Genomic DNA, 26,327 nt, shown 5'->3' with positions numbered 1-26,327 from the left:
TATCCTATTTGACCGCGCCGGCGGCGATGCCGGCGATGAAATGGCGCTGCAGCAGCACGAAGACGATCAGCATCGGCACGGTCAGCATGACGGCGCCGGCCATGATGCCGCCCCAGGACACCTTGGTCAGGCCGATCAGGGTGCCGAGCGCCACCGGCGCCGTCATCGCGCCGGGCTGGCTGTTGATCAAAAGCGGCCAGAGATAGTTATTCCACGAGGCGAGGAAGAGGATGATGGCGAGGGCCGCCAGCATCGGCCGCGCCAAAGGCAGCGCCACGAACAGAAAGATGCGCCATTCCTTCACGCCTTCGACCCTCGCCGCGTCGAACAGCTCGGCCGGCATCATCGAAAAGGCCTGGCGCATGAAGAGCACGCCGAGCGAATTGAACAGCGGCGGCACGATCAGCGCGATCCAGGTGTTGGCGAGCTGGAAGTCGCGCGCCACCATGATGAATTGCGGGATCAGCACCACGGCGTAGGGAAGCGTGATGGTGCCGAAGATGATCGCCACCACCATGCCCTTGCCGAGGAAGTCGTAGCGCGCCAGCGCCCAACCGGCCATCGAGGTGAGCAGCACCGAAAGAAAGGTGTAGGTCACAGCCACCGAGACCGAGATGCCGATCGCGCCAACGAAATTGGTGTCGCGCTGCAGATTGTTGAAATTGTCGAGGAAGCCGTCATGCGGCAGAAGCACGATGCCGGGGCTGAAGATGCCGTTGTCGGGCATGGTGGAGAACACCACCATCATCCACAGCGGGAACAGCCAGATCAGCGCCAGCGGCGTCAGGACGAGATGCAGCAGGATGCTGCGTCCGAGCCGCCTTTGCGAGCGCGAGGTCATTTCGGCTCCCTCGTCAGCCAGAGCTGCACTAGCGTGATTGCGATGGCGAGGCCCGCCATGGTGTAGGCGATCGCCGAGGCATAGCCGAAATTGAGCGAGCGGAAGCCCTGGCGGTAAAGCAAGAGGCCAAGGGTTTCGGTGCCGCCGCCCGGCCCGCCGCGTTCGGTGATCAGGAAGGGCTCGGTGAAGAGCTGCATGGTGCCGATGATCGACAGCACGGCGCAAAAGACGATGACCGGCTTCAACAGCGGCAGGGTGATGTAAAAGAACTGCTTCACCTTGCTGACGCGGTCGAGCGTGGCGGCCTCGTAGACGTCATCGGGAATGGATTGCAGGCCGGCAAGAATGATGATGGCGTTGTAGCCGGCCCAGCGCCAGGTCACCGCGATCATGATCAGCGCCATGGCCGGCGTGACGTTGGAGAACCAGTCGATCTTCTCCAGGCCGACGCTGCTCAACAGCTTGTTGACGATGCCGAAATCGAGGCTGAACATCAGCCGGAACACCGCCGAATAGGCGACCTCGCCGACCACGACGGGGGCGAAGAACGCAAAGCGGTAGAGGCCGCGCGCCTTGAGCAGCGGCGAATTCAAAAGCACCGCCATCACGACCGCCAGCGAGATCATCACCGGAACCTGGATGACGAGGATAAGCAGCGTGTTCTTCAGCGCGTTGAAGAAGGCGGGGTCGCCGATCAGGCGGCCCCAGTTGAAGGTCGGCGCGAAGCGCCACGGCACGGTGCGGGTCGCCTGGAAGGAGATCAGGAAGGAGCTGATGATCGGCCAGATCCAGAAGATGGCGAAGATCAGGAGATAAGGCGTGAGGAAGCGATACGCGGTGGCGTTGCGGTAGCGCATCGTGTTCCTCCTCCTTCCAGTTTCGGGTCGCGCCTTCCTAGCGGGCGCGGTGTTGATCATCTGTTGAATTGCTGGAGCAGTGCCAATGGTCGATGCAGGCGCTGCCCTGTCTTGCCTTCTCCCCTTGTGGGAGAAGGTGGCCGCGAAGCGGCCGGATGAGGGGTGATCCAGCTTGGCAACGACGGCGATCCGTCCAACACCCCCCTCCGTCTTGGCGCTACGCGCCAATCCACCTTCTCCCACAAGGGGAGAAGGAAAAGCGACGCTCATTTAACCGGCAGGCCGGTCGCAGAGGCGATCTGGCTGGCGGCGTCGTCGAGCGCGGCCTTGGCATCGGGATAGCCGCCGGCAAGATACTTGGTCTGCACGGCCCGCACGATGATCTCGGCATCGCTCTGGAACTGCGTGCCGCGGCTCGGCACGACCTTCGGCAGCGTGGCGAGGATATCCTTCCAGACCGCCTGGCCGCCCCAATAGGGCTGGCCCTGCGCGACGTAAGGATCGTCGAGCGCGGAAATCAGCGACGGCACCAGGCCGAAATCCTTCAGCATGGTGATCTGGCCTTCATTGGTCTCCAGCGTGTATTTCAGATAGGCATAGGCCGCTTCCTTGTTCTTGCTGGCCGAGGTGATGGCCAAAGAGGAGCCGCCGAGATTGGCGGCGCGCGGGCCGTCGGCGGTCAGGCTCGGCATCAGGTAGACGCCCCATTTGCCGCTTTCCTTCGGCGATTCGGTGCGGATCGTGCCCTCATACCAGCCGCCATAGACCTGGGTGGCGACCGTGCCGGCGGTGTTGTTGGTGATCTTGGTCGACCAGTCGGCGGAAGAAACGATGCCGGCGTCCTTCATTTCCTTGACCTTGGTCATGGCGTCGACGCATTTCGGCTGGTTGACCGTGATCGACTGGCCGTCCTCGGCGAAATAGGCGCAGCCCTGCTCGTTGGAGATCATGCGGAAGAATTCGGTATCGCCGTTGAAGTCGGCGTTGGTCATTGTGACGCCGGGGTTGGCGGCCTGGATCTTCTTGCCGGCGGCGATGAAATCATCCCAGGTCTTGATCGATGCGGGGTCGACACCCGCCTTCTCGTAGAAGTCGCGGCGGTAGAAGACGGCGACCGGGCCGGAATCCCAGGGCATGGCATAGGCCTTGTCGCCAACCTCGAGCTCGGTGCGCTTGAAATCGGGGAATTTCTTCTGGTCTTCCGCGCTGTAGCCCAGCGTGTGCAGGTCGACGAAGCAGTCCGGGAACTGGCTCCAATAGTTCTCGGCCTCGCCGTTCTCGATCGAGACGATGTCGGGCAGGCCGACACCACCGGCGGCGCAGCCGGCGATCGACTTGTCATAGGTCGGCTGGTTGCCGAGGTCCTGAACGGTGACCTTGATGTCGGGGTACTTCTTGTTGAAGCCCTCGACGGTGGCCTTCAGCGACGAAGCGGCGATGTTCCAGCTCCAGATCGTGAGTTCGCCGGATTGCGCCAAAGCGGGGCCGGAGCCCAGGGCAAGCAAAAGCGCGGCGCAGGTCAGTGTGGTGCGCATTGAAATCCTCCCATTTCGTTTGCTCTCTCACCGTGAGCCTGGCTAGATTATGCGGCGCGGAAGGCTTGTCCCCGACAAAGGGAATAAGAAATTGGCGGAAAGTAAGATGCCGGAGCGTCCGTTCTACCAGCCAGGCGCGAGCAGCGTCGAAGGCCTGCCGCTGGCCTTGCAGATGTTCCACAACCAGCCGTTGGTGATGCTGAAGCCGCATTGGCACGCCCAGGTCGAGGTCAACTTCATCGTGCGCGGCAGCGTGCACTACCGCATGGCCGAGCATGAGATCGCGCTCTCTGCCGGTGAGATGTGCCTGTTCTGGGGCGGGCTGCCGCACCAGATGGATGATCTCACCGATGACGCGATCTATGCCGGCGCGCATCTGCCGCTGGTGCATTTCTTCAGGCTGCATCTGCCGGCCGATGTCCGGCACCGGCTGATGACGGGCGCGACGCTGGTGACGAATGCCACCGACCAGTCCGACAACGACAATTTCAAGCGCTGGAACGAGTATGCGCGCTCGGGCGATGCGGCCAAGGCCGAACACGCCGTCAACGAGCTGCTCTTGCGGTTGGAGCGGGTGCGCTTCGAGCCGTACCGGCTGGTGCCGGCAACCGCGTCCGGCCACGGCGCCGGCAGCGCCTTCGACCAGCAGTCCTCGCGCAATGTCGGGCGCATGTGCGATTTCATCGCCGAGAATTTCCTCTACGACATCGACTGCGTGAACATCGCGGCGGCGGCCGACATCCATCCGAAATACGCCATGAGCCTGTTCAAGAAATCGACCGGCATGACGCTCAACGAATATGTCAATCTGCTGCGGCTGAGCTATGCCCAGGCGCTTTTGATGCATGAGGGCGCCAATGTGCTGAAGGTCGCTATGGACTCGGGCTTCGGCTCGCTCAGCGCCTTCAACAAGTCGTTCCGCAAGCTTGCCGGCATGTCGCCCTCCGATTTCCGCAGGGCGGGCGTGCGCTGAAGCCTGCCCGTCAGGCGGCGGGCTCCCTCACCGCGGGGAAGTCGACGATGACGGCGAGCCCTGGATGATTGTCCTCCAGCGTGATTGACGCGCCATGCAGGTCGGCGACCGCCTTGACGAGGCTCAAGCCAAGGCCGCTGCCCGGCGTCGTGCGGCTGGAATCCAGCCGGTAAAGCCGCTGAAAGACCTTTTCGCGCTCGCCGGCCGGAATGCCGGGTCCATCGTCGCGGACATGGACGAGGACACGGTCGCCCTGCGTTGTCACCGACAGCTCGATCGCTGTGCGCGGTGGACAATGCCTGAGCGCGTTCTCGACCAGGTTGGCGAGCATCTGCATCAGCAGGTCGCGGTCACCGTGGACGTACCATTTCGTCTCCGGAACGAGGTCTGTCGACAAGGACTTCCCGTCATCCTCGGCGACGTCGGCATAGACCTCGCCGATGGTGTCGACGACACTGCCGACGTCGAGATCGACGAAGCGCGCCCTGCGCGCGCCGGCCTCGATCTGGGCGATGCGCAGCAGCGCATCGAAGGTGTCGTTGATCTGCCGGCTTTCGCTGCGCGCATCGGCCAGCTCGGCCGAAACGGTCTCGCCGGAGGCGGTCTTGTCGGCGGCCTGCTCCAGGATCATCTGCAGGCGGTTGAGCGGCGTCTTCAGGTCGTGCGCGATGTTGGCGCTCACCTCCCGCATGCCGTCGACCAGGCCCGACAAGCGGTCGAGGGCTGCGTTCACCTGGATGGAAACGGCGTCGATGTCGTCGCCATTGCCGGTCAACGGGATGCGCGCGTCGAGCCGTCCGTGCGAGACGTCGACCATGGTGGCGGCAATGCCGTCGAGCCGCCGCTGGACGCGCGAGGCGAGCAGGGCGCCGCCGGCAATGGCGAGCCCGGTGATGACCAGCGTGCCCCAGCCGAAGCTCATCAGCACGATGGTCTTCAGCTCGTCCGTCTCGGCGAGCGAGAAGGCGACCGTCAGATTGTTGCCGCCGACCTCGCCGGTATAGGCGCGGTACATCGTGTCGGGCGGCACACCCGGCAATCTGGCGGCGAACATCGAGAAACCGTCGGGCAGGCCGGAGGCGGTGAAATTGCCCGCCAGACGGTTGCCGGCGCGGTCGGTCAGCGAGAAAAGCTGGTCCTTGTCGGGGCTGAGGTCGGCGTTGTTGTTGACCGAGGCGACAAGATCTTCCTTGTCGTTGGCGGCATAGGTCAGGGCAACGACCGAATAGGTTTCCTTGATGGACTTATCGAGCCGTCTCGCCAGATCGGCGCTCATCAACTGATAGACGACCGCGCCGGACAGGATGAAGGCGAGCACGAACAGGAAGGCAAAGGTAAGCGCCAGGCGGAACGGCGTGCTGCGCAGCAGGCTGGGGCGTGCTTCCTTCATCGTTTCAGGCGGGGCTCGGCCAGAACAGCCATAGCAGGGCCAGGGCCGCCACGATCCAGACGGCAATCATGAAGATCAGACCGGTCAGGCTGACCGGCCGGGTGCTGCGCGTGGCGGTGTCGCGGAATTCCCGCATGAGCCCGGCCGGAACCAGCTTTACCGCAAGCAGGATGCCGAGCGGAACGATTACAAGATCGTCCAGATAGCCGATGATCGGAATGAAATCCGGAATGAGGTCGACAGGGCTCAGCGCATAGGCCGCGACCGCGCCGGCCACGACCTTTGCGTACCAGGGGACGCGTGGATCGCGGGCGGCAAGCCAGAGCGCCACGACGTCGCGCTTCATGCGAAGCGCCCATTGCCTTGTGGAGTCCAGCATCGCCATGTCGCTTATATACGGACAGCCGGCCGGAGGCGCGAGATGCGATCAGGCATGGATCGTCAACCCTGCGCGTGCAGGCTGTAGCCGGTGTTGCGCACGGTATGGATGAGCGGCACGTCGAACGGCCTGTCGACCTTGGCCCTGAGCCGGCTGATATGGGTTTCGACGACGCTGGTCTTGGGGTCGAAATGGAAGTCCCAGACGCGCTCCAGAAGCATGGTGCGGGTAATCACCCGGCCCTCGCCGCGCATCAGCACTTCGAGCAGGCTGAACTCCCGGGGCTGCAGGTCGATGGTCCTGCCCTGCCTGGTCACGCGCCGCATGATCAGGTCCATTTCGAGGTCGGCAACACGAAGGCTGGTCTTCTGCTCCTGCGCCGCCGGCCTCCGGCCGAGCGCGTTGATGCGGGCAAGCAGTTCGGAAAAGGCGAAGGGCTTGACCAGATAGTCGTCGCCGCCGGCCTCCAGCCCTTCCACCCGGTCGTCGACGCCGCCGATCGAGGTCAGGAATATCGCCGGCGTCTTGATGCCCGCCGCTCGCACCGCCTTGATCATCGACAGGCCGTCGAGACCGGGGACCATACGGTCGGCAACGATGACGTCATAGGCATTGCGGGTTGCCGCGGCGAGCGCTTCGTGGCCATTGCGCAGGAGATCGCAGGCGTGCCCGGCCTCGCTCAGTCCCCTGACGATGTAGTCGGCAGTCCTTGGGTCATCCTCAACCAGCAGCAGTCGCATCTTGGCCTATCGTCCGGTGTCGAGTTCAAGCGGCACGGTAGCATCGGCGAGGCCCCATTCCCACAAGCCGGACTTACGCAGGCCTGTCCGGGTCCTTACAAATTCGTAAGAATGATCGAAAATAATGGGAAGACCTCGCCGCCGGGCGCGAGAAAGGTTAGGGGAGCGCTGGCCCGGCCGGAGTGACTCAAATCGAATGGCTTACACATCGCTCAAGTCAGCGCCAAAGGCCTTCGACCAGCACAAGCGCCTGATCGTCGTCCAGGTCGCCGCAGTGACGGCCATCGTCTTGCTGCTGTTTGCCAAGCCGTTCCTCAGCGAGGGCTCGAGCGGACACGAGCTGATGGAGACGGCCGGCTTCGGCTTCGTGCTCGTCTGCTTTCTCGGCCGGCTGTGGAGCATTCTTTATGTCGGCGGCAGGAAGAACGACGAGCTGGTCGTCTCCGGTCCGTTCTCGATGAGCCGCAATCCGCTCTATTTCTTCTCGATCATCGGAGCGGTGGGTATCGGGCTGATGTTCGGATCGGTGCTGGCCGCGGCGATGCTTGGGCTTGCAAGCTTCCTCGTCTTCCGGTTCACCGCCGGCCGGGAGGCCGAGTTCCTGTCCGGCAAGTTCGGCGCCGCCTACACGGCCTATGCCGAGCGGACGCCGCGTTTCTGGCCGAATCCGATGCTCTACCGCGACGAGGACCACTGGGTCTTTTCCACCAGCGCGCTGAAAAGCACGTTCCGGGACGGCCTATATTTTCTGGCCTTCTTTCCGCTTATCGAGGCGGTCGAGCATTTTCGTATGATCGGCATGCTGCCGACCTTGTTCACAATCTACTGATTGCGATTGGGCGTTTCGCTGCCCGAGCTAAAAAGCCCAGCGATTGCACCCAAAAGAAGTCAGGGGCAATGCCTTGAGTCCGAGCTGGCGAAGCATATACCTCTTTATGACTTGGGCTGTTGGGCTGCGTGATGGAAATTCGCACGTCGAAACACGATACGCTCGGACGGTTGTCGGTGTTTGAACTCGACGCGTTGCGGGAAGCTTTCAAGCGATCGGTTCGCGAGAACAACGTCACAGAAATCCAGTGGGCCGAGCACGCCGAGCTTTTCGTCAAACGCGCGATCGGCGAGGAAAGTCGCGCCCTCCGAGCCTAAAGCGCGTCGCGTCGAATTGGCCCGCGCCACCCATCAGGCCGGCTTAGCCTTTGCCTCCGCCGCGCGCGCCGCGCCTCGTGCTTTCCAAAAGGATCGCCAGGCAGCCGATCAGGATCAGGACAGCGCCGAGGAGCGGCGGCAGCGCCAGAAGCTTCACGGCGCCGGCGACCAAAGCGATCAGAAGCAGTGCCAGAAGCGCAAGGCTGCCGTCGTCGACGAACATGCCGACGAGCTCCTTCAGGACGAGGCGGACGATTTTCATCGGGCAATTCCCTTCGAGCGGTTCACCATTTCACGGAAACGGCAAGCCGCTCTGTTTCTTTTTGACCGCAATTCCGGACGGAAACCGTTTCACACTTTTCCTGGAATTGCTTTGGCAGCAGCCACGTGGGCGTTGCGCAGCCAGCGCACCATGGCGAAGGATGCCGCGGCGATGACGACGAAGATGGCAAGCAGCGCAAAATCGTCGCCCGGCCATTCGGCGCCGAGGCCTTCGCCTGTCCAGAACACGCCGAAACTGGTCAGCATCAGGCCGACCACGAATTTGAGCGCATTTTCCGGCACCCGCGCCAGCGGCCGGTGCATGGCGAGGCCGATCAGCATCACAAGCACGAATGCGGCCAGCGCTCCGAGATCGGCATAGAGCGTCTGGCCATGCGCGGTCCCGACCGCAATAACGATGAACACCACCTCGACTCCTTCGAGCAGCACCGCCTTGAAGGCCGCCACGCCGGCCAGATAGCCGGCGCGACGATCGTTGGCGTAGCGGGTCAGCGCGTCGGTTTCCCTGGAAAAGGCTGCCTCTTCGTCGCGGAGCGCGATGATCCCGGCGCTGCGCAGGATCGCCTTGCGCAGCCAGCGCATGCCGAACAGGATAAGAAGCACGCCGACCACGAATTGCAGGAGCGTGATCGGGATCAGCTGCAGCAGCGGTCCGAAAGCCAGCACCAGCGCCGCCAGCACGGCGAGCGCCGAGACGGCGCCTGTCAGCGCCGGCCGCCAGCCGCGCGTCACGCCGACGGCCAGCACGATGGTGAAGGCTTCGACCACCTCGACAAAGGACGCCAGGAACGAAGCGGCCACGGTGGAGAGAACGGGCGTCAGGTCATGCATGAATGGCTACCGAGGTCCGTGTTTCGCCGCCCTTTTCGGAAGGCGGGGCCGGTTCAGCCTTGTTCAACAGGCGATGACGCACAAAGTATGGCGGATGGACAAATCAGCCGTCGCCGGCTGCACATTCTCGACCGCGGCGGCGAACTTGCGCCCGTGCGCAGGCCGGTGGCATAAGGCCATGCTCATCAGAGGAAGCGGCTTCAGATGACGTTATCGGTGAGAGACCTTCCCCTGCGCACGCCGATCGACGGCCGGCACCGGCAGATGATGATCGACGGTGAGTGGCGCGATGCGGTGAGCGGCCGGACTTTCGAGACGCGCAACCCCGCCACCGGCGCGGTGCTGGGCACCGTGCCGCTTGCGGATTCCAAGGACGTCGACCTGGCAGTGGCCGCCGCGCGGCGCGCCTTCGAGGGACCGTGGAGCCGCCTCAAGCCCTATGAGCGCCAGCTGCTGCTGTTGAAGATCGCCGATCTCATGGAACGGCATTGGGAAGAGTTGGCGCTTTCCGACACCACCGACATGGGCATGCCGATCACCCGCACTTTGGCCAACCGCAACCGCGTGCTCGGCATGCTGCGCTTCTATGCCGGCATGGCGACGTCGATCCACGGCCAGACGATCGGCAATTCGCTGCCCGGCGAGATCGTCTCCTACACGCGCAAGGAGCCGGTCGGCGTGGTCGGCGCGATCATTCCGTGGAATGCGCCCACCGCCGCCTCGATCTGGAAGATCGGCCCAGCCCTGGCCACCGGCTGCACCATCGTGCTGAAACCGTCGGAAGAGGCACCGCTGACGCCGCTTCTGATCGCCGACCTGATGCAGGAGGCCGGCGTGCCGCCGGGCGTCGTCAACGTCGTGACCGGCACGGGCGCGGAAGCCGGTGCGCCGCTCGCGGCGCATATGGATGTCGACAAGGTGGTCTTCACCGGCTCGACCGCCACCGGCCAGGCGATTCTGCGCGCCTCGGCCGCCAACATGAAGCGCGTGTCGCTGGAGCTAGGCGGCAAATCGCCGGTGATCGTGCTCGCCGATGCCGACATCGAGCGCGCCGTGCCGGTGGCGGCCATGTCGGTCTTCGCGAATTCCGGCCAGGTCTGCATCGCCGGCTCCCGGCTCTTCGTCGAACGGCCGATCTATGACGAATTCGTCGAACGCGTCGCGGCCTTCGCGGCAAAGCTGCGGATCGGCGACGGCGCCGACCCCGAGACCGAGATCGGACCGCTGATCTCGCCAAGACAGCTCGAGCGCGTGACGGGCTTCATCGCGGACGGCGCGCGCGAGGGCGCGCGGCTGGTGACAGGTGGTGAGCGCATCACCAAGGGCGCGCTGGCCGCAGGCAATTTCATGACGCCCGGCGTGTTTTCCGGCGTCACCGACGGCATGCGCATCGCGCGCGAGGAAATCTTCGGGCCGATCATCTCGGCGCTGCCCTTCGACACGCTGGACGAAGCGGTGCGGCGCGGCAACGACACGCCCTACGGTCTCGGCGCCGGCGTGTTCACCAAGGATGTCGGCAAGGCGCACCAGCTCGCCAACCGGCTGCGCGCCGGCTCGGTCTGGGTCAACACCTATCACGCGATCGACCCGGCCGTGCCGTTCGGAGGCTACAAGATGAGCGGTTACGGCCGCGAGGGCGGCGCCGAGCATCTCGACGAATATCTCAACACCAAGGGCGTCTGGATCCGGATCGATTGACGGTCTGTATCCGGTCGCGTTTCGTTGAATAGCCGCACGGCTTCAACTATTTGCGTTGCATTGCGCAATTCCGCGGCGGAACGCCGTCGCACGTTTTCCTGGTATTGCGCTGGAGCAACACAAGAACACGAGCGGTTCAGCGGGCCGCCCGACGCGGAACGGAGCGCATGAAGAAGATCGGATTTCTGTCGTTCGGGCACTGGTCGCCCGCCCCGCAATCGGGCACGCGCTCGGGCGCCGACGCGTTGCTGCAGTCGATCGACCTTGCAGTCGCGGCCGAGGAGCTCGGCGCCGACGGCGCCTATTTCCGCGTCCACCATTTCGCCCGCCAGCTCGCCTCGCCGTTTCCGCTGCTTGCCGCGGCCGGCGCGAAGACCAAGCGTATCGAGCTCGGCACCGCCGTCATCGACATGCGCTACGAGAACCCGCTCTACATGGCCGAAGATGCGGGTGCGGCCGACCTCATCGCCGGCGGCCGGCTGCAGCTCGGTATCAGCCGCGGCTCGCCCGAGCAGGTGATCGATGGCTGGCGCTATTTCGGCTACGTGCCGGAAGAGGGCAAGACCGATGCCGACATGGCGCGCCGCCACGCCGAGATCCTCCTCGATCTGTTGCGCGGCGAAGGCTTCGCCCAGCCCAATCCGCGGCCGATGTTTCCCAATCCCCCTGGGCTGCTCAGGCTCGAGCCGTTCTCGGCCGGCCTGCGCGAACGCATCTGGTGGGGCGCGGCCACCAACGCCACCGCCGAATGGGCGGCCAAGCTCGGCATGAACCTGCAGAGCTCGACGCTGAAATTCGACGAGGGCGGCCAGCCGCTGCACATCCAGCAGGCTGAGCAGATAAGAGCCTTCCGCGCAGCCTGGAAGGAAGCCGGCCATGCGCGCGAGCCGCGCGTGTCGGTGAGCCGCAGCATCTTCGCCTTGGTCAACGACATGGACCGCGCCTATTTCGGCGGCAGCGAGGGCGAGGATCATTTTGGCTATATCGAGCCGGAAAAGCGCGCCGTTTTCGGCCGTACCTACGCCGCCGAGCCGGATCTGCTGGTTGAGCAGCTCAGGCAAGACGAGGCGATCGCCGAGGCCGACACGCTGCTTCTCACCGTGCCCAACCAGCTCGGCGTCGACTACAACGCCCATGTCATCGAGGCGATCCTGAAGCACGTCGCGCCGGCACTCGGCTGGCGGTGATCAATCGAGCGATTCGACGGCCGCGAGGCGAGACCAAACTCGATTTCGGGGCCATGATCGAATCGGCGCACCCGATGCTTTGAGGCACTGCCACCGGCAATCAGCTCGCTGCGCCAGTGTACCGCTCGCGCACGATCCGGGTGATGTGGACCACGTTCAGGCCGATGAAGAAGACGTTCCATGCCACGACGTTCAACATCGGGACGGGCTGGCAGTAGAAGTATACTGCCAGGCAGGTTGCCGCCGTCAGGGTGAGCATTCGCAGGCGCAGCATGTCCATCGTGAAGTAGGCAATCACGTAAAGAATGTTCGCCGCGTTGATGAGCAGTTCCATGAGAGTTCCCATGTGGTGGGGCATGCAGGAAGGGGCGGTGCCCGGTTGAAACGCCGGGCACCGCCTGCCGTCAGTCGCCGCCAAATTCGGTCTTGAAGGTTTCGAAGTCGATCTGCAGGCCATTCAGCACGGCGCTCCAGTGCCGGACGTAGCCGGCATGGGCGACGGCTTCGGCGACCTCCTCGTCGGTGGCGCCGCGGTCCTTGGCCATCTTGGTTTCCAGCCAGATGCAGTAACGGCACGGAATCTGCGCCGCCACCGCGACGTTGATGAGCGACTTTACCTTCGGTTCGAGAGCGTTGTTCTTGGGTTGAAGCTCGAGACCCTTGAACATCGCCCAAGCGCCGGCGACTGCCGACTTTGGATAGGCCTTGATATGGCTCGGCACGATGCCGAGCGTCGCCTCGATTTCCTTGTAGGTCTGCTCGGCCGCCGGCAGTTCCTGCGCAACGGCGAGCGGTGCGGCAAGTACGGTAGCGATGGCGAAGCCTATGCCTGCGAGAATGTTTTTCATGATCAGTCTCCTGTTTGTTGAGATCGAAGGGATGGCCGCCCGCCCCGCGCCCCCTTTGCGCCGCGAGGCCGGAAGTCGTCCGCTGCGACCGCCGGGTGTTAGCTTTCGAAGGTCAGAGCCGGGCCTCGAGGACCAAGTTGAACGGCGTCTCGAAGGCACGACGGAAACGGGTGAACCCGGCCTTGCGGAACACTTCCGCCAGCCGTGCCTCGCCGGCCTGGGCGCCCAGCACGAGGCGGCCGCCGTCCGAAATAGCGTGGGCGCAGCAGATGGTGGTGGAGGCCGCGTAATACATTCTCGCCACCGGCGAGATGTTGTCCTCGACCCGGTCATTGGCGAAAGGCTCGACCAGCATCACCGTCCCGTCCGGCGCCAGCGCCTTTGATGCATGCACTGCCGCGGCGACAGGATCGCCCATGTCATGCAGAGCATCAAAGAAGCAGATCAGATCGTAGCCGCTGCCCGGGTAGTCGTCGGCCCGCGCCTTTTCGAACGCCACGCGCCCTTCCAAGCTCTGCTTGGCGGCGCCGCGACGGGCCTCCACCAGCGAGTCTTCGTGATTGTCGAAGCCATGGAAGCGGGAAGCCGGAAAGGCCTTTGCCATGAGCGCCGTCGAATGGCCGTGACCGCACCCGATGTCGGCGACAAGCGCACCAGTCCTGAGCTTCTCGACGACGCCCTCCAGGGATGGCAGCCATTCGCTCACGAGACTGGCCTTGTAGCCGTTCCGGTAAAAGGCGGCCACGCCGCAGGCCAGGCGTCCGTCATGATCTCCCCAGGCGATGCCCTTGCCGGTGCGGAAAGCCTCTACGGCCTTCTCTTCGTCGGCCCACATCGAAGCGGGCACCGCCCAAGCGTTGGGAATGAAGACGGCGCTGTCCTCGTCGGCGAGCACGACTTCCTGTTCGGGTGTCAACTCGTAGGTGTCGCTGACCGGGTGGTAGACGATATAGCCGCCCGCCACTTGGGAATTGAGCCATTCGCGTACGTAACGTTCGGCACAGCCGGCCCGCCCCGCGAGCGCGCGGGCACTGAGGGGTCCGAGGCCCGCCATGGCCTTGTAAAGACCGAGACGGTGGCCGAGGCTGATCATGACTCCGCCGTAGCCGGCCGAAATATCACCGATCGCTCGCGCGACGAGCGCATCGAGTTTTGCCGGATCGATCTTATGGTTGTGGGTATGCTCCATGTCCAAGTCTCCTGTCCAAGCGCTCGGGCAATCCCGAGGCAGCGGCTGAATCGCAGGAACAGGGAAGAAACGGGAGAGCGCGACTCTCCAGAATCGGGCCATTTGTGCCACTGGCCCGTCGTCAGGAGAGAAACTGGCGGCCGCGCGCGCCGGGCGCTATGGTTGCGGCACCTGCGACATGGATTAGCCGACATGCATCGTCACTTCACCACTGCCGCATCCGAGCCGCTTCACGTGAGTCTGGTGGCGATTCCAGAGGCCGTGGTGTCCACGTTGTCGGGCATCTTCGACGTGATGAATGCCTTCAAAATAATGCCGCTGCCGGGCAGTGAGCCGCGCCAGGCTCCGCCCTTCGAGATTGAGATCGTCGGCCTCGAAACGGGCGCTCTGGAACTGGCCAGCCGCGTGCCGGTCATGGTTCAGCGAAGCGTGGCGGAAGTGGATATGACCGACATCGTCATTGTTCCTTCGATCCTGCTTGGGCCGAACGGCTGGCGAAAGGACCTGCATCCGGAACTGATCGAGTGGTTCCGCGCCATGCATGGCCGCGGCGCGCTCTTATGCTCGGCGTGCTCAGGCATCTTCCTGCTTGCCGAAACCGGTCTGTTCGATGGCGTGGACGCGACCGTGCATTATGGCTACGCCGGCGACTTCGGCCGGACGTTTCCACAAGTGCCTATCCACCCGGATCGTGTGCTGGTGGTGTCGGGCAAGCGAGAGGAGCTCATCTCCTCGGGTGCTTCCATGACCTGGCATGATCTGGTGTTGTACCTGATCGCCCGACACGCCGGCGCGACCGCAGCCCAGGCTGTGGCGCGCTCATTCGCGCTGCAGTGGCATCAGGACGGTCTTGCGCCCTACATCATCTTTGAGGGTCGCAAGGATCATGGCGATCTTGCCGTTCAGGCGGCGCAGGACTTGATCGCCACCCGATTTTCGGTCGCCAATCCCATAGAAGAGATGATCCGCTGCGCCCAGCTCACGGAGCGCACCTTCAAACGCCGGTTCACGAGCGCGACCGGCCTGAGCCCGATCGCCTATGTACAGCGCTTGAGGATCGAGGACGCCAAGCGCCGACTGGAGCGCACCGACGCGTCAATCGACGACGTCAGCTGGCAGGTCGGGTACGAAGAGGCTGCGTTCTTCCGTCGCTTGTTCAAACGTGTGACGGGGCTGGCGCCCGGCGCATACCGCAAGCGGTTCAAGATCCCCGCCTATGCGCAAAGGCATTTGCCCGACGAGAGCGTCGAACTCCGGCTGGGAAATAGCCAGCGGCAGACCTAAGCCGGGCCGACGCTGCGATATCCGCCCGGCAGGCCGCTCGGGGTACGCTTCCTCCGCGAGCGTGTTGACATCCGACGAAGACAAGCAGTAGTTTTTTGCGTAATCGGTTACGTAACCGATTACGCCCATTCAGGAGGAGGAAAGTATGAGCAAGGTTTCAAATACCCGCGGGCTCGACCTGGGATCGTTCTCGCGTCGTCGGTTCCTCAAGACAAGCGCGCTGGCGGCCGGCGCGCTTGCGCTGCCGTTCGGTCCGGCGTTTGCGGCCGACAAGCCGAAGGTAGGCTTGGTCATGAAGTCTTTGGCCAACGAGTTCTTCAAGCAGATGCAGGCCGGCGCGGAGGACTATGCGGCCAAGAACAAGGACAAGTTCGATTTCGCCGCCGTCGGCATGAAGGACGAGCGCGATTTCGCCGCGCAAGTCGATGCGATCGAGAACTTCATCACCCAGAACTACAACATCATCGTCGTGGCGCCGGCCGATTCGAAGGCGATGGTCACGCCGATCGCCAAGGCGCTGAAGGCCGGCATCAAGGTCATCAACATCGACGTCGCGCTCGACGATGAGGCCAAGAAGAAGGCCGGCATCGACCTTGCCTTCTTCGGGCCGGACAACCGCGCCGGCGCCAAGCTCGCCGGCGACGCGCTCGGCAAGGCGCTGGGCAAGGGCGGCAAGGTCGTCATCCTCGAAGGCAATCCGGAAGCCGACAACGCCAAGCAGCGCAAGCTCGGCTTCGACGATTCGGTGAAGGAGCACGGCCTCGACCTGCTCGATTCGAAGACCGCGCATTGGGAGACCGAGGAAGCCAACACGCTGATGACCAACTTCCTCACCCAGCACCCGGACATCCAGGGCGTGATGGCGGCAAACGACTCGATGGCGCTCGGCGTGGTCAAGGCGATCGACGCGGCCGGCAAGTCGGGTCAGATCAAGGTGGTCGGCTTCGACAACATTCCGGCCGTCGGCCCGCTGCTCAAGGAAGGCAAGATGCTCGCCACGGTCGAGCAGTATGGCGCGCAGATGGCGGCCATGGGCATCGACTACGGCCTGCGCGAGCTTGCCGGCGAGAAGTTCTCGGGCTGGGTCAAGACCGACGTCAAGCTGATCACCGCCTGAGGCGAGCACAGGCGCCGGGACTCCCTCTGGCGCCATCCATTCGCTTGTCTCATCATCGCCGCCGGCAAGCAGCCGGCGGCGATGAGCGCCATTCAGGATTGCTGCATGGACGATGTGGTTCTTTCCCTTGAAGGGGTAGGAAAAATCTTTCCCGGCGTGGTCGCGCTGAGCGACGTCTCGCTGTCGATCGCGCGCGGCGAGACGCATATCGTCCTCGGCGAGAACGGCGCCGGCAAATCGACGCTGATCAAGCTCTTGGCCGGCATTTACCAGCCGGACAGCGGGACGATCGCCTTCAACGGCCAGCCCTATCAGCCGAAGACGCCGCATGACGCGCAGCTAAGCGGCATCCGCATCGTGCACCAGGAGCTGAACCTACTGCCCTATCTCAGCATCGCCGAGAACCTGATGCTGGAAAACCTGCCGCGCCGCGCCTTCGGCATCGTCGACCGCAAGGCGCTAAACCGGCGCGCCGTCGCGCTGCTCAAGGAAGTCGGGCTCGATGTCGATCCGAGGACGCGGGTCGAAGCGCTTGGCGTCGCGCAGATGCAGCTGGTCGAGATCGCCAAGGCGCTGAGCTACGACAGCAAGCTGCTGGTGCTCGACGAGCCGACGGCGACGCTGACGCCGCCGGAGATCGGGCGGCTGTTCGCTATCATTAAGCGGCTGAAGGCCAGGGGCGTCACCATCATCTACATCTCGCACCGGCTGCACGAAGTGTTCGAGATCGGCGACCGGGTGACAATCTTGCGCAACGGCAGGCTGGTCGCGACCCGCGACCTCCACGGCCTCAGCGTGCCGGATGTCGTGCGCATGATGATCGGCCGCGACATCGCCGACGAATTCGGCTTCGACGCCTCGATCGTGCCGGGCAAGGTCGCGCTCAGCGTCACCAATCTGAAGCGCAGCGCCGTGACGCCCGAAATTTCCTTCAACGTCCGCCACGGCGAGATCTTGGGCGTGGCCGGTCTGGTCGGCAGCGGCCGGACCGAAGCCATGCGGGCCCTGTTCGGCGCCGATCCGAGGCTCGACGGCGTCGTCGAGATCGACGGCAAGCCGGTGGCGATCACGGCGCCCAAGGATGCCGTGCGGCATGGGCTCAGCCTGCTTACCGAGGATCGCAAAGGCCAGGGCCTGCTGCTCGATCTGGCCGTGGACAAGAACATCACCATCACCGATCTCGGCAAGGTGTCGCGCCACGGGCTGGTCAACCGCCGGGCCGAAGCTGCGGCAGCGAACGATCTCATCGGCCAGCTGCGCGTCAAGGCAAGCTCGATCGAGCAGGCGGTGCGCAACCTCTCGGGCGGCAACCAGCAGAAGGTGGTACTGGCCAAGTGGCTGTTCCGCGGCACCTCGACGCTGATCCTCGACGAGCCGACGCGCGGCGTCGACATCGGCGCGCGGCGCGAGATCTACCAGCTTCTGTGGATGCTGGCGGCGGCTCAAAAAGGCATCATCATGGTGTCTTCCGACCTGCCGGAGCTGATGGGCATGTGCCACCGCATCATCGTCTTTTCCAAGAACAAAATCGTCGGCGAGGTGCCGCGAGCCGAATTCGACCAGGAGCGCATCCTGTCGCTCGCCTACCAGGAGTATGTGCGACCATGAGCGAGACGTCCGAAACCCTCGTGTCGGCGCCTGTTTCTCCCGGCAAGGCGAAGTTCCTGCGCGTCCTGATCCGCGACGCCGGCGTGCTTCTGGCGCTGGTGCTGATCACGCTGTTCTTCTCGCTCACAGCGCCTTACTTCGCCACGCCCGGCAACGCGCTGAAGATCTTCGTGCAGATCGCCATAAACACCGTGCTCGCCGCCGGCATGACCTTCGTCATTCTCACCGGCGGCATCGACCTTTCGGTCGGCTCGGTGCTGGCGCTCTGCACCGTGGTCGGCGCCACCGTCATGATTGACGAAAGCCTGTCGCCGGCCGTCGCGATCACTTTGGCGCTGCTCGCCTGCATGGCGACCGGTGCTGCCTGCGGCTTCCTCAACGGCTGGATCTCGACGCGCTGGAAGATCCCTTCCTTCATCGTCACGCTCGGCATGCTCAACATGGCGGCGGGCGCCGCTCGCGTGGTCAGCGACAATTCGACCATCACCGGCCTGCCGCAGAGTTTCGTCGATTTCGGCAATCTGATCATCGGCGGCTTCCTGCCGTCGATCTTCCTGGTCGCGGTGCTGGTGATCGCGGCCGGCTGGTTCGTGCTGCGCTTCACCGTGTTCGGCCGCATGATCTTCGCCGTCGGCACCAATGACGAGGCGGTGCGCCTCTCCGGCCACAATCCGGATTTCTACAAGGTCGCGGCCTTCACCATCAGCGGCCTGACGGCCGGCATCGCGGCCATGGTCTATCTGCTGCGCTTGAACATCGGCAGCCCGATCGCAGGCGTCGGCTACGAGCTCAATGCAATCGCCGCCGTCATCATCGGCGGCACCAGCCTCAGCGGCGGCAAGGGCTCGATCATCGGCACGCTGGTCGGCGCCTGCATCCTGCAGGTGCTCAGCACCGGGCTGCAGTTGCTCGGCGTCGGCGACAATTTCAAACCGATCGTGATTGGCCTTGTCATCGTGCTCGCCGTCATCCTAGACGCTTATCGGGAGAGGCTGTTGCGGAGGATCCGCTAGAGGGTCAGAGGGAACCATGACCACAATTGCCGATGTCGCGCGCTATGCGGGGGTGTCCGTCGCAACGGTCTCGCATGTGATGAACCGCACGCGTCATGTCGAGCCCGAGACGGCCGAGCGCGTGCGCGCGGCGATCACCGCCCTGCGCTACAGCCCGAACTCGCTGGCGCGGAGCCTGAGGCGCGGTGAGACCAAGACCATCGGCCTGCTGCTCCCGGACAATTCCAACCCGTTCTTCGCCAGCGTGGCGCGCCAGATCGAGGATGCCGGCTTCGTGGCCGGCTATACGGTGATCCTGTGCAACTCGGATGGCAGCGCCGAGAAGGAAGAGCGCTATCTGTCGGTGTTGATGGCAAAGCAGATCGACGGGCTGATCTTCGCCGGTTCGTCCGACCATGCGCGGGTGTTCTCGCACCTGTCCGCCGCCCTGCCGGCGGTGCTGCTCGACCGCGAGATCCATTCTGTCCATGTCGATTCCGTGCTGGTCGACCACGATCACGGCGGCTATCTCGCCGGGCGCCATCTGGTCGGGCTCGGCCACAGCAAAATCGGCGTCATCGGCGGTCCGCGCGATTCGAGCTCCAGCCCGGCCCGCCTGCGCGGTTTTACCCGGGCACTCGCGGAGGCAGGTATCGACCTGCCTGCCTCGTGGGTGGTCGATTCCGACTATCATTTCGCCGGCGGACGCCTGGCGATGGAGCGGCTGATGGCGCAGGCGCCGGAGATCACGGCGGTGTTCGCCTGCAACGATTTGATGGCCATGGGCGCCATCACCGCGCTGCGCACGCGCGGCTTGCGGGTGCCCGACGACATGTCGCTGATCGGTTTCGACGACATCCCCTATGCGGTCACCACATGGCCGCCGCTAACGACGATCGCGCAGCCGGTCGAAAAGATCGGAACGCGGGCGGTGAGCCTGCTGCTCGAGCGCGTCGGCGAGCCGGAGGCGCCGTCGCGCCGCGAGGTGCTGGCGCCAGTGCTGGTGGAGAGGGAAAGCTGCGCGGCTTTGCAGAAGTAGCGTGTAATCTCCCCTCTTGAGGGGGAGATGTCGCCGAAGGCGACAGAGGGGGTCGGTCCGACTGGAGTCGGCCTGCTGCGGCAGATGGAGGTTGGCGCTCCACGCGAGGCGACCCCCTCTGGCCTGCCGGCCATCTCCCCCGCAAGGGGGAGATCACGCGCTCATTCCCTCACGCCGCCGGCTGCATGGCGGCCCTGAGCAGCATGCCGAACAGGTCGCGCGGCTGGTCGGGGTCGGCGAGCAGGTCGAGCTCCTCGTAGAGGCCGGTCGCCTGGAGCTGGTCGCGGACATAGCGCAGCGCGGAAAAATCCTCCGTGGCGAAGCCGACGGAATCGAACAGCGTGATCTGCTCCTTCGCCTTGCGGCCCTCGGCCTGGCCGGTCATGACCTGCCACAGCTCGGTCACCGGATGATCGGCCTCAAGCTGCTGGATCTCGCCCTCGATGCGCGTCTGCGGCGGAAACTCGACGAAAATGTCGGAGCGCAACAGGATATCGCGGTGCAGCTCGGTCTTGCCGGGACAGTCGCCGCCGACGGCGTTGATGTGGACGCCGGAGCCGACCATGTTGTCGGTGAGGATGGTGGCGTACTGCTTGTCGGCGGTCACCGTGGTGATGATGTCGACGCCTTCCACCGCGTCCTGCCCGGTCGAACAGATGGTGATGTCGAAGCCCTTGCCGGCGAGGTTGCGGGCGCATTTTTCGGAAGCAGAGCGGTCGATGTCGTAGAGCCGCAGCCGGTCGATGCCGAGCAGCGCCTTGAACGCGACGGCCTGGAACTCGGACTGGGCGCCGTTGCCGATGATGGCCATGGCGCGCGACCCTTTCGGTGCCAGATATTTGGCGGCAACCGCCGAGGTCGCGGCGGTGCGCAGCGCCGTCAGGATCGTCATCTCGGTCAAGAGCATCGGATAGCCGGAGCCGACATCGGCGAGCACGCCGAAGGCGGTGACGGTCTGGCGGCCTTCGCGCATGTTCTTCGGGTGGCCGTTGACATATTTGAAGCCGTAGAGGCGGCCGTCGCTGGTCGGCATCAGCTCGATGACGCCGTCATGGCTGTGCGAGGCGACGCGCGGCGTCTTGTCGAACAGCTCCCAGCGGCGGAAATCCTCCTCGATATAGCCGGCAAGCTCGGTGAGGAAGCGCTCGAGGCCGATGGCGAGCACAAGCTTCATCATGCGGTCGACGCTGACGAAGGGGACGATGGCAAGGCGGGACGGCTGGGTCATGATCAGAGGCTTCCGGAATGGCTGCGGGTCGGGCGGTCCATGATGCGGCGGCCCATCAGGCTGGCGGTAAGGTCGACCATCAGGGTCGCGGTACGGCCGCGTTCGTCGAGGAACGGGTTCAGTTCGACCAGGTCGAGGCTGGAGACCAGGCCGCTGTCGGAGAGCATCTCCATCACCAGATGCGCCTCGCGGAAGGTGGCGCCGCCGGGAACCGTGGTGCCGACGGCCGGCGCGATCGAGGGGTCGAGGAAGTCGACGTCGAGGCTGACATGCAGCAGCCCGTTTGCCTCTTCGATCCTGGCCAGGAAAGCGCGCAGCAGCGGGGCGATGCCGTGCTCGTCGATGGCGCGCATGTCGTGCACGGTCACACCCGCTTCCTTCAGCGCGCGGCGCTCGGCAGAATCGACGCTGCGCAGGCCCATGGTGCAGACGCGGGCCGGGTCGACTGCGGCGGGCAGGTCGGGGAAATAGCCGTTGAAGCCGGGACGGCCGCTGGCATAGGCGAGCGGCACGCCGTGCAGATTGCCGCTGGTGGTGGTGTCGAGCGTGTGGAAATCCGGGTGGGCGTCGAGCCACAGCACGAAGAGCGGCCGGCCGCGGTCGGCGGCGCGGCGCGCCACGCCGGAGACCGTGCCGGCGGAGATCGAGTGGTCGCCGCCGAGGAAGATCGGCATGGCATCCTTCGACGCGGCGTAGGCGGTCTCGGAAATCGCCGCCGTCCAGGCGGAGATTTCGGGCAGCGCCTTCAGGGCGAGATTGCCATGAGCGACAGGGCGCGCCGCCGCCTTCTCAACCGCCCCCCAGTCCTCGACCTCATGGCCAAGCTCCGACAGCACCGAGACAAGCCCTGCGGTGCGCAGCGCGCTCGGCCCCATCTCGCATCCCATCCGGCCCGCGCCGTCCTGCACCGGCGCGCCGACGATCCTGCAGCGCATCACTTCTTTCCGCTTTTGCGTTTGATTTGCCGAAGTGAACCACCGCTGCCTGGCGGTTTGAACAAGGTAAATTGGCATTTCGAAAAGGTCGATTTATCATAGTGGGCATATCGGCTGCTCGAAATGGTCAAAATGGACGCGCTCGACGAGAGACTGGTGACGCTTCTGAGGCACGATGCGCGGCGCAGCGTCTCCGATCTTGCGCTCGATCTCGGCGTCTCTCGCGCGACGGTCAGGGCGCGGATGGAGCGGCTGGAAAAGTCCGGCGAGATCATCGGCTACACGGTGGTGCTGCGCGCCGACGCGGTTGACCAGAGGATACGCGGCGTGATGATGATCGAGATCGAGGGCCATGCCGCGGACCGCGTGATCAGGGCGCTCGGCGGCTTTCCCGAGGTGTCGACCATCCACACCACCAACGGCCGCTGGGACCTGGTGGTCGAACTCGGCACCGCCTCACTCACGGACTTCGACGCCGTGCTGCGTCGCATCCGGCTGATCCCCGGGATCACCGGCAGCGAGACGAGCCTGCTGTTGGCGACGCCGAGGACGACGAGGGCGAGGCTTGGGTAGAGCGGTTCGTTTTATGGAAACGCCGAACCGCTCGACTTCCTTTTTTGCGCAATTCCGGACTGAAGGCTTCGGCGAGGAGGAAGAGCCGTTAGGGACTTTCCTGGAATTGTTCCAGCAAAGGCGCCAAACCGTCAGGAGTGGGCGGCAGGGCGCTTCCTTTCCGTCGCGACGTTCCTCTATTTTGCCCGGCCAGCATGGGCCGAGCCACAGATCGCGGAGAGCAGCGTCATGCTGAAGACAATCGCGGCCGGCGTCGGCCTGGGCCTTGTCGGGTTCCTCATCGCGCTTTTCACGATGGGCGCAGGGCACGGAACGAACGTTCCCGGTTTCGTCGTGGTCCCCTGGATGATGCTGCTGATGATGGCGGGCGCTGGCGCTTTGCCTGGGCTGCTCGCGGCATGCGCCCAATTCACGATCTATATCCTTCTGATCCGCTCCAAGCCGTTGCTGGCGCTGCCGATCGGGATCGTTCACTGCGTCGCCACAGTATGGGGGACGGCGCGCAACGGAATCTTGTTCTGAAGGCTACAAACGCGAAAAAGCCGCGGCGAACCGCGGCTTTTCGTTTGCTTGATTCCCTGAAGGAAACTGGAGCGGGTGAGGCGATTCGAACGCCCGACCCCAACCTTGGCAAGGTTGTGCTCTACCCCTGAGCTACACCCGCTCGCGCGGCCTTGGGCCGCAAGCCGCGCCTATATGGCCGAAGAGCGCGGCGATTGCAACAGGGAAATGACGGTCTTTTTGGAGCTAGCTCTTCCTATAGGGAAGGTTGGTTTCGAGCCGGCGGATTGCGTTGGCCCAGCCGGGCGATCTTGCCCCAAGGGCATCGTTGGCCGTAAACGGCACAAGCTTTCCCGATGATGCGAGGACCGATGCCGAAGACCGAAGCCGAGCTTAACGCCTTTCTTGCCGATCTCGGCATTTCCGTCTCGACGGTGCGCCACCCGCCCTTGTTCACGGTCGCCGATTCGCAGGCGCTGCGCGGAGAGATCCCGGGCGGCCACACCAAGAACCTCTTCCTCAAGGACAAGAAGGACAATTACTTTCTCGTCACCGTCGGCGAGGAGGCCGTGGTGGACCTCAAGCAAATCCACCATCTGATCGGCGCCGCCAGCCGCGTCTCCTTCGGCAAGCCGGAAATGCTGATGGAGCTGCTCGGCGTCATTCCCGGCGCGGTTACCATCTTCGGCCTGATCAACGACACGGCCGGGCGAATCAAGGTGGTTCTGGACCAGGAATTGATGAGCCACGACGTCATCAACGGCCATCCGCTGACCAATGAGGCGACGACGGCCATCGCCGCTGCCGATCTCGTCAAATTCGTCGAGGCAACGGGCCACGATCCTGTTATCTTGAAAGTCTCGGGCTGATCGCCACATGGATGGCGAAACCGAAATCCGATAATAACGCGCCGCACCCCGAAGCCGGCGACGACGCGACCGAAAGGGCGACGACATGAGTGACAACAATCCGTTCAGCGGCTCATTTGGCGGCAATGCCGGCCAGTACGCCCAATCCGTGCAATATGGCGGGGCGGACCGCGGCAAGGTCTCGCTCGGCGAGGCGCCTGCGGCCACGGATGTCGTCAAGGACACGACGACCGCGACGTTCGCGGCCGACGTCATCCAGGAATCGCGCCGCCAGCCGGTGCTGGTCGACTTCTGGGCGCCCTGGTGCGGCCCGTGCAAGCAGCTGACGCCGCAGCTCGAAAAGGCGGTCAAGGCTGCCGGCGGCAAGGTCAGGCTGGTCAAGATGAACATCGACGACCATCCCTCGGTCGCCGGCCAGCTCGGCATCCAGTCGATTCCCGCGGTCATCGCCTTCAAGGACGGCCAGCCGGTCGACGGCTTCATGGGCGCCATTCCGGAAAGCCAGATCACGCAGTTCATCCAGAAGGTCGGCGGCAAGGGCGGCGGCGGCGCGCCGCAGATCACCGAAGCGCTGGCCGCGGCCGCCGAGGCGCGCGAGGCGGGCGACACCCAGACTGCGGCCGACATCTATGATGCGATCCTCGAGCAGTCGCCCGAAACCATCGAGGCCATCGCCGGGCTCGGCGAGATCCTTTTCGAGGCCGGCGACAGCCAAGGCGCCGAGGCGGTGCTTGCCAAGGCGCCGGAGGGCAAGAAGGATGCGCCGGCGCTTGCCGCTCTGCGCGCCAAGATGACGCTCGCGGCGGAAGCCGCCGCGCTCGGCAATCCGGCCGAGTTCGAACGCCGGCTCGCCGCCAATCCAAACGATCACCAGGCGCGGTTCGACCTGGCGATGGTGCAGAATGCGCGCGGCGAGCGGATGCAGGCCGCCGACAACCTGCTGGCGATCGTCAGGGCCGACCGGACGTGGAACGACGATGGCGCGCGTGCGCAGCTCTTGAAGTTCTTCGAGGCATGGGGGATGACCGACGAGGCGACGCTGTCGGCGCGGCGCAAGCTGTCGTCGCTGTTGTTCTCCTGAGCGTTTTGCCGGCTTTGCTGCTGGCCCCTTTTGCCAGGAGGTCTTGCGCAAGGCGCCAACTGCGCCAGATAGGCGGCAGCGGCTTGCCCCTGCCGGTTGAGGGTTTAAACAGGCTTGGGTTGCGTAAGAGGAGATCGCAGATTGATACGCTGCCCGGCGACGCTTTCGAGAGTTGAAGTGCAGGCGGAGGGTTGAGGTGCAGGTCGGAAACGCCCGCTACCGGCTCGCCAGGGATCTGCCGTCGAGGATCCCGGTGTTTCCGCTCGCCGGGGCGCTGCTGCTGCCCGGCGGCCGCATGCCGCTCAACATTTTCGAGCCGCGCTACCTGGAGATGATCGATGAGGCGATGGCCGGGCCGCGGTTGATCGGCATGATCCAGCCCAGCCTCGACGGCGCGTTGCGCGACGACGGCGAGCCCGAGCTTTGCAGCGTCGGCTGTGCCGGGCGCATCATCTCGCTTGCCGAGACCGGCGACGGGCGCTACCTGATCTCGCTGCAAGGCGTCTGCCGCTTCCGCGTCACGGATGAGCTGGCGGTCAAGACGCCGTTCCGGCAATGCCGGATGGCACCCTTCCTCGCCGATCTCGAGGAGGATCCGGCCGGTGCCGAGGTCGACCGCCCTGCCCTGCTCAAGGCGTTCCGCGCCTATCTGCAGGCCAACGACCTCGAGGCCGACTGGGAAAGCGTGAGCCGCGCGGAGAACGCCATGCTGGTCAACGCGCTGTCGATGATGGCGCCCTATGGGCCGGCCGAGAAGCAGGCCCTGCTCGAGGCGGCGGACCTGAAGACGCGCGCCGAGACGCTGATCGCCATTACCGAAATTACGCTGGCGCGCGAGGATGAGGATTTTGGCTCGAGCCTGCAGTAAGCGCAATGATTCAGGTGAAATCGGCCTGACCTGAATCTCAACACTTAGGCCGGCGGCAGTTGGACAATGGAAAAGCGAGATGGCGGACGGACGTGACGGGCGCAAAGCCACGGTCGACCCGAAATTGCTGGAACTGCTCGCCTGCCCGCTGACCAAAGGACCGTTGACCTGGGACGCCGAGCGCAGCGAACTGATCTCGCGCGTGGCGAAGCTTGCCTATCCGGTGCGTGACGGCATCCCGATCATGCTGCCTTCGGAAGCGCGCACGATCTCGGCCGAAGACGCGCTCAAGCCGCCGCCGCGGCTCGGCGGTCCGTCGTGAATCGCGCCGGCGGG

29 protein-coding genes and 1 tRNA gene are annotated in these 26,327 nt (G+C 64.5%); 16 read left to right on the top strand and 14 right to left on the bottom strand.

Annotation, left to right across the window (positions count from 1 at the left end; genetic code table 11):
- Window positions 1-4: 4 nt before the first annotated feature.
- The 3 genes from P9228_RS01350 to P9228_RS01340 all read right to left on the bottom strand — a co-directional run bounded on the left by P9228_RS01350 (window position 5) and on the right by P9228_RS01340 (window position 3,233).
- Window positions 5-841: a carbohydrate ABC transporter permease gene (locus P9228_RS01350; protein ID WP_127247382.1), complete on the bottom strand. Its 837-nt coding sequence runs from the start codon at window positions 839-841 to the stop codon at window positions 5-7.
- The gene (locus P9228_RS01345) at window positions 838-1,698 is read right to left on the bottom strand and encodes a sugar ABC transporter permease (RefSeq protein WP_127214479.1); all 861 of its coding nucleotides are present in this window, start codon (window positions 1,696-1,698) and stop codon (window positions 838-840) included. The genes P9228_RS01350 and P9228_RS01345 overlap by 4 nt, the downstream gene beginning before the upstream one ends.
- A gap of 266 nt (window positions 1,699-1,964) precedes the next feature.
- Entirely contained in the window at window positions 1,965-3,233 is a 1,269-nt protein-coding gene (locus P9228_RS01340; RefSeq protein ID WP_127214477.1) for an ABC transporter substrate-binding protein, read from the bottom strand.
- Window positions 3,234-3,339: 106 nt separating this feature from the next.
- On the opposite strand from P9228_RS01340, the gene P9228_RS01335 reads away from it, so the two are divergent.
- Window positions 3,340-4,206, top strand: coding sequence for a helix-turn-helix domain-containing protein (locus P9228_RS01335; protein WP_067323547.1), 867 nt, complete (start codon window positions 3,340-3,342; stop codon window positions 4,204-4,206).
- 10 nt (window positions 4,207-4,216) lie between these two features.
- Here P9228_RS01335 and P9228_RS01330 read toward each other — a convergent pair whose 3' ends face one another.
- From P9228_RS01330 to P9228_RS01320, 3 genes are read right to left on the bottom strand one after another with little or no spacing between them, the layout of a single operon-like run.
- Entirely contained in the window at window positions 4,217-5,596 is a 1,380-nt protein-coding gene (locus P9228_RS01330) for a HAMP domain-containing sensor histidine kinase (protein WP_278051922.1), read from the bottom strand.
- 4 nt (window positions 5,597-5,600) lie between these two features.
- Window positions 5,601-5,981 carry a YkvA family protein gene (locus P9228_RS01325; protein WP_095799568.1) on the bottom strand — a complete coding sequence of 127 codons (381 nt, stop codon included), beginning with the start codon at window positions 5,979-5,981 and terminating at the stop codon, window positions 5,601-5,603.
- Window positions 5,982-6,037: 56 nt separating this feature from the next.
- A complete protein-coding gene (locus P9228_RS01320) occupies window positions 6,038-6,715 on the bottom strand; it encodes a winged helix-turn-helix domain-containing protein (RefSeq protein ID WP_066991553.1) in 678 nt (225 codons plus the stop codon).
- A 196-nt stretch (window positions 6,716-6,911) separates the two neighbouring features.
- On the opposite strand from P9228_RS01320, the gene P9228_RS01315 reads away from it, so the two are divergent.
- Both P9228_RS01315 and P9228_RS01310 read left to right on the top strand, forming a co-directional pair.
- Complete coding sequence (locus tag P9228_RS01315; RefSeq protein ID WP_095825125.1) at window positions 6,912-7,544, top strand: isoprenylcysteine carboxylmethyltransferase family protein; 633 nt, start codon at window positions 6,912-6,914, stop codon at window positions 7,542-7,544.
- Window positions 7,545-7,675: 131 nt separating this feature from the next.
- Entirely contained in the window at window positions 7,676-7,861 is a 186-nt protein-coding gene (locus P9228_RS01310) for a hypothetical protein (RefSeq protein WP_095799570.1), read from the top strand.
- A 43-nt stretch (window positions 7,862-7,904) separates the two neighbouring features.
- Here P9228_RS01310 and P9228_RS01305 read toward each other — a convergent pair whose 3' ends face one another.
- The gene (locus P9228_RS01305) at window positions 7,905-8,123 is read right to left on the bottom strand and encodes a hypothetical protein (protein ID WP_066991559.1); all 219 of its coding nucleotides are present in this window, start codon (window positions 8,121-8,123) and stop codon (window positions 7,905-7,907) included.
- An 89-nt stretch (window positions 8,124-8,212) separates the two neighbouring features.
- Window positions 8,213-8,974: a COG4280 domain-containing protein gene (locus P9228_RS01300; protein WP_278051914.1), complete on the bottom strand. Its 762-nt coding sequence runs from the start codon at window positions 8,972-8,974 to the stop codon at window positions 8,213-8,215.
- 204 nt (window positions 8,975-9,178) lie between these two features.
- Here P9228_RS01300 and P9228_RS01295 point away from each other — a divergent pair, with 204 nt between their 5' ends.
- Entirely contained in the window at window positions 9,179-10,672 is a 1,494-nt protein-coding gene (locus P9228_RS01295) for an aldehyde dehydrogenase family protein (RefSeq protein WP_127324328.1), read from the top strand.
- A gap of 167 nt (window positions 10,673-10,839) precedes the next feature.
- Window positions 10,840-11,859 (top strand): LLM class flavin-dependent oxidoreductase, encoded by a 1,020-nt coding sequence (locus P9228_RS01290; RefSeq protein WP_095825128.1) that lies wholly within the window; start codon window positions 10,840-10,842, stop codon window positions 11,857-11,859.
- A 100-nt stretch (window positions 11,860-11,959) separates the two neighbouring features.
- On the opposite strand, the gene P9228_RS01285 is transcribed toward P9228_RS01290, so the two are convergent.
- The 3 genes from P9228_RS01285 to P9228_RS01275 all read right to left on the bottom strand — a co-directional run bounded on the left by P9228_RS01285 (window position 11,960) and on the right by P9228_RS01275 (window position 13,896).
- Window positions 11,960-12,193 carry a hypothetical protein gene (locus tag P9228_RS01285; RefSeq protein WP_164746687.1) on the bottom strand — a complete coding sequence of 78 codons (234 nt, stop codon included), beginning with the start codon at window positions 12,191-12,193 and terminating at the stop codon, window positions 11,960-11,962.
- Window positions 12,194-12,263: 70 nt separating this feature from the next.
- The gene (locus tag P9228_RS01280; RefSeq protein WP_127214463.1) at window positions 12,264-12,707 is read right to left on the bottom strand and encodes a carboxymuconolactone decarboxylase family protein; all 444 of its coding nucleotides are present in this window, start codon (window positions 12,705-12,707) and stop codon (window positions 12,264-12,266) included.
- A 112-nt stretch (window positions 12,708-12,819) separates the two neighbouring features.
- Entirely contained in the window at window positions 12,820-13,896 is a 1,077-nt protein-coding gene (locus P9228_RS01275; protein WP_095825130.1) for a class I SAM-dependent methyltransferase, read from the bottom strand.
- Window positions 13,897-14,088: 192 nt separating this feature from the next.
- Here P9228_RS01275 and P9228_RS01270 point away from each other — a divergent pair, with 192 nt between their 5' ends.
- The 5 genes from P9228_RS01270 to P9228_RS01250 all read left to right on the top strand — a co-directional run bounded on the left by P9228_RS01270 (window position 14,089) and on the right by P9228_RS01250 (window position 19,936).
- Window positions 14,089-15,180, top strand: coding sequence for a helix-turn-helix domain-containing protein (locus P9228_RS01270; RefSeq protein ID WP_278051901.1), 1,092 nt, complete (start codon window positions 14,089-14,091; stop codon window positions 15,178-15,180).
- 145 nt (window positions 15,181-15,325) lie between these two features.
- Entirely contained in the window at window positions 15,326-16,297 is a 972-nt protein-coding gene (locus P9228_RS01265) for a sugar ABC transporter substrate-binding protein (protein ID WP_095776731.1), read from the top strand.
- 105 nt (window positions 16,298-16,402) lie between these two features.
- Window positions 16,403-17,905, top strand: coding sequence for a sugar ABC transporter ATP-binding protein (locus P9228_RS01260; RefSeq protein ID WP_127214487.1), 1,503 nt, complete (start codon window positions 16,403-16,405; stop codon window positions 17,903-17,905).
- A complete protein-coding gene (locus tag P9228_RS01255) occupies window positions 17,902-18,918 on the top strand; it encodes an ABC transporter permease (protein ID WP_095825133.1) in 1,017 nt (338 codons plus the stop codon). Before P9228_RS01260 ends, P9228_RS01255 begins: the two co-directional genes overlap by 4 nt.
- Before the next feature lie 16 nt (window positions 18,919-18,934).
- Window positions 18,935-19,936 (top strand): substrate-binding domain-containing protein, encoded by a 1,002-nt coding sequence (locus P9228_RS01250; RefSeq protein ID WP_095825134.1) that lies wholly within the window; start codon window positions 18,935-18,937, stop codon window positions 19,934-19,936.
- Window positions 19,937-20,105: 169 nt separating this feature from the next.
- On the opposite strand, the gene P9228_RS01245 is transcribed toward P9228_RS01250, so the two are convergent.
- Both P9228_RS01245 and rocF read right to left on the bottom strand, forming a co-directional pair.
- Complete coding sequence (locus tag P9228_RS01245) at window positions 20,106-21,164, bottom strand: ornithine cyclodeaminase (RefSeq protein ID WP_278051895.1); 1,059 nt, start codon at window positions 21,162-21,164, stop codon at window positions 20,106-20,108.
- A 2-nt stretch (window positions 21,165-21,166) separates the two neighbouring features.
- Window positions 21,167-22,099, bottom strand: coding sequence for an arginase (rocF, locus tag P9228_RS01240; RefSeq protein WP_095825136.1), 933 nt, complete (start codon window positions 22,097-22,099; stop codon window positions 21,167-21,169).
- A gap of 132 nt (window positions 22,100-22,231) precedes the next feature.
- Here rocF and P9228_RS01235 point away from each other — a divergent pair, with 132 nt between their 5' ends.
- Both P9228_RS01235 and P9228_RS01230 read left to right on the top strand, forming a co-directional pair.
- Window positions 22,232-22,672: an Lrp/AsnC family transcriptional regulator gene (locus P9228_RS01235; protein WP_066991897.1), complete on the top strand. Its 441-nt coding sequence runs from the start codon at window positions 22,232-22,234 to the stop codon at window positions 22,670-22,672.
- Between the two features lie 228 nt (window positions 22,673-22,900).
- Window positions 22,901-23,194 carry a hypothetical protein gene (locus tag P9228_RS01230; RefSeq protein WP_095825137.1) on the top strand — a complete coding sequence of 98 codons (294 nt, stop codon included), beginning with the start codon at window positions 22,901-22,903 and terminating at the stop codon, window positions 23,192-23,194.
- A gap of 67 nt (window positions 23,195-23,261) precedes the next feature.
- Here the strand turns inward: P9228_RS01230 and P9228_RS01225 are convergent.
- Window positions 23,262-23,336, bottom strand: a tRNA-Gly gene (locus P9228_RS01225).
- A gap of 208 nt (window positions 23,337-23,544) precedes the next feature.
- On the opposite strand from P9228_RS01225, the gene P9228_RS01220 reads away from it, so the two are divergent.
- From P9228_RS01220 to P9228_RS01205, 4 genes are all read left to right on the top strand, one after another.
- Window positions 23,545-24,042, top strand: a complete 498-nt coding sequence (locus tag P9228_RS01220) for a prolyl-tRNA synthetase associated domain-containing protein (RefSeq protein WP_095799582.1) — start codon at window positions 23,545-23,547, stop codon at window positions 24,040-24,042.
- Between the two features lie 85 nt (window positions 24,043-24,127).
- The gene (gene trxA, locus P9228_RS01215) at window positions 24,128-25,123 is read left to right on the top strand and encodes a thioredoxin (protein WP_278051893.1); all 996 of its coding nucleotides are present in this window, start codon (window positions 24,128-24,130) and stop codon (window positions 25,121-25,123) included.
- 196 nt (window positions 25,124-25,319) lie between these two features.
- Window positions 25,320-25,991 carry an LON peptidase substrate-binding domain-containing protein gene (locus P9228_RS01210; RefSeq protein WP_095777066.1) on the top strand — a complete coding sequence of 224 codons (672 nt, stop codon included), beginning with the start codon at window positions 25,320-25,322 and terminating at the stop codon, window positions 25,989-25,991.
- Between the two features lie 79 nt (window positions 25,992-26,070).
- Complete coding sequence (locus tag P9228_RS01205) at window positions 26,071-26,313, top strand: Trm112 family protein (RefSeq protein WP_067323589.1); 243 nt, start codon at window positions 26,071-26,073, stop codon at window positions 26,311-26,313.
- Window positions 26,314-26,327: the final 14 nt, after the last annotated feature.

Origin of the sequence: Mesorhizobium sp. WSM4898 (assembly GCF_029625845.1) — a bacterium.
In the GTDB taxonomy this organism is placed as follows: Bacteria; Pseudomonadota; Alphaproteobacteria; order Rhizobiales; family Rhizobiaceae; genus Mesorhizobium.
This window is presented reverse-complemented; position numbering and strand designations above follow the sequence as displayed.

Bases quoted from the DNA above. Each gene is read 5' to 3' on its own strand.
- P9228_RS01270 (WP_278051901.1), top strand. From the start codon at position 14,089: ATGCATCGTCACTTCACCACTGCCGCATCCGAGCCGCTTCACGTGAGT.
- P9228_RS01345 (WP_127214479.1), bottom strand. From the start codon at position 1,698: ATGCGCTACCGCAACGCCACCGCGTATCGCTTCCTCACGCCTTATCTC.
- P9228_RS01260 (WP_127214487.1), top strand. From the start codon at position 16,403: ATGGACGATGTGGTTCTTTCCCTTGAAGGGGTAGGAAAAATCTTTCCC.
- P9228_RS01250 (WP_095825134.1), top strand. From the start codon at position 18,935: ATGACCACAATTGCCGATGTCGCGCGCTATGCGGGGGTGTCCGTCGCA.
- P9228_RS01330 (WP_278051922.1), bottom strand. From the start codon at position 5,596: ATGAAGGAAGCACGCCCCAGCCTGCTGCGCAGCACGCCGTTCCGCCTG.
- P9228_RS01230 (WP_095825137.1), top strand. From the start codon at position 22,901: ATGCTGAAGACAATCGCGGCCGGCGTCGGCCTGGGCCTTGTCGGGTTC.
- P9228_RS01285 (WP_164746687.1), bottom strand. From the start codon at position 12,193: ATGGAACTGCTCATCAACGCGGCGAACATTCTTTACGTGATTGCCTAC.
- P9228_RS01290 (WP_095825128.1), top strand. From the start codon at position 10,840: ATGAAGAAGATCGGATTTCTGTCGTTCGGGCACTGGTCGCCCGCCCCG.
- P9228_RS01320 (WP_066991553.1), bottom strand. From the start codon at position 6,715: ATGCGACTGCTGCTGGTTGAGGATGACCCAAGGACTGCCGACTACATC.
- P9228_RS01220 (WP_095799582.1), top strand. From the start codon at position 23,545: ATGCCGAAGACCGAAGCCGAGCTTAACGCCTTTCTTGCCGATCTCGGC.
- P9228_RS01205 (WP_067323589.1), top strand. From the start codon at position 26,071: ATGGCGGACGGACGTGACGGGCGCAAAGCCACGGTCGACCCGAAATTG.
- trxA (WP_278051893.1), top strand. From the start codon at position 24,128: ATGAGTGACAACAATCCGTTCAGCGGCTCATTTGGCGGCAATGCCGGC.
- P9228_RS01245 (WP_278051895.1), bottom strand. From the start codon at position 21,164: ATGACCCAGCCGTCCCGCCTTGCCATCGTCCCCTTCGTCAGCGTCGAC.
- P9228_RS01265 (WP_095776731.1), top strand. From the start codon at position 15,326: ATGAGCAAGGTTTCAAATACCCGCGGGCTCGACCTGGGATCGTTCTCG.
- P9228_RS01300 (WP_278051914.1), bottom strand. From the start codon at position 8,974: ATGCATGACCTGACGCCCGTTCTCTCCACCGTGGCCGCTTCGTTCCTG.
- P9228_RS01235 (WP_066991897.1), top strand. From the start codon at position 22,232: ATGGACGCGCTCGACGAGAGACTGGTGACGCTTCTGAGGCACGATGCG.
- rocF (WP_095825136.1), bottom strand. From the start codon at position 22,099: ATGCGCTGCAGGATCGTCGGCGCGCCGGTGCAGGACGGCGCGGGCCGG.
- P9228_RS01315 (WP_095825125.1), top strand. From the start codon at position 6,912: ATGGCTTACACATCGCTCAAGTCAGCGCCAAAGGCCTTCGACCAGCAC.
- P9228_RS01335 (WP_067323547.1), top strand. From the start codon at position 3,340: ATGCCGGAGCGTCCGTTCTACCAGCCAGGCGCGAGCAGCGTCGAAGGC.
- P9228_RS01340 (WP_127214477.1), bottom strand. From the start codon at position 3,233: ATGCGCACCACACTGACCTGCGCCGCGCTTTTGCTTGCCCTGGGCTCC.
- P9228_RS01295 (WP_127324328.1), top strand. From the start codon at position 9,179: ATGACGTTATCGGTGAGAGACCTTCCCCTGCGCACGCCGATCGACGGC.
- P9228_RS01310 (WP_095799570.1), top strand. From the start codon at position 7,676: ATGGAAATTCGCACGTCGAAACACGATACGCTCGGACGGTTGTCGGTG.
- P9228_RS01280 (WP_127214463.1), bottom strand. From the start codon at position 12,707: ATGAAAAACATTCTCGCAGGCATAGGCTTCGCCATCGCTACCGTACTT.
- P9228_RS01255 (WP_095825133.1), top strand. From the start codon at position 17,902: ATGAGCGAGACGTCCGAAACCCTCGTGTCGGCGCCTGTTTCTCCCGGC.
- P9228_RS01350 (WP_127247382.1), bottom strand. From the start codon at position 841: ATGACCTCGCGCTCGCAAAGGCGGCTCGGACGCAGCATCCTGCTGCAT.
- P9228_RS01275 (WP_095825130.1), bottom strand. From the start codon at position 13,896: ATGGAGCATACCCACAACCATAAGATCGATCCGGCAAAACTCGATGCG.
- P9228_RS01325 (WP_095799568.1), bottom strand. From the start codon at position 5,981: ATGGCGATGCTGGACTCCACAAGGCAATGGGCGCTTCGCATGAAGCGC.
- P9228_RS01305 (WP_066991559.1), bottom strand. From the start codon at position 8,123: ATGAAAATCGTCCGCCTCGTCCTGAAGGAGCTCGTCGGCATGTTCGTC.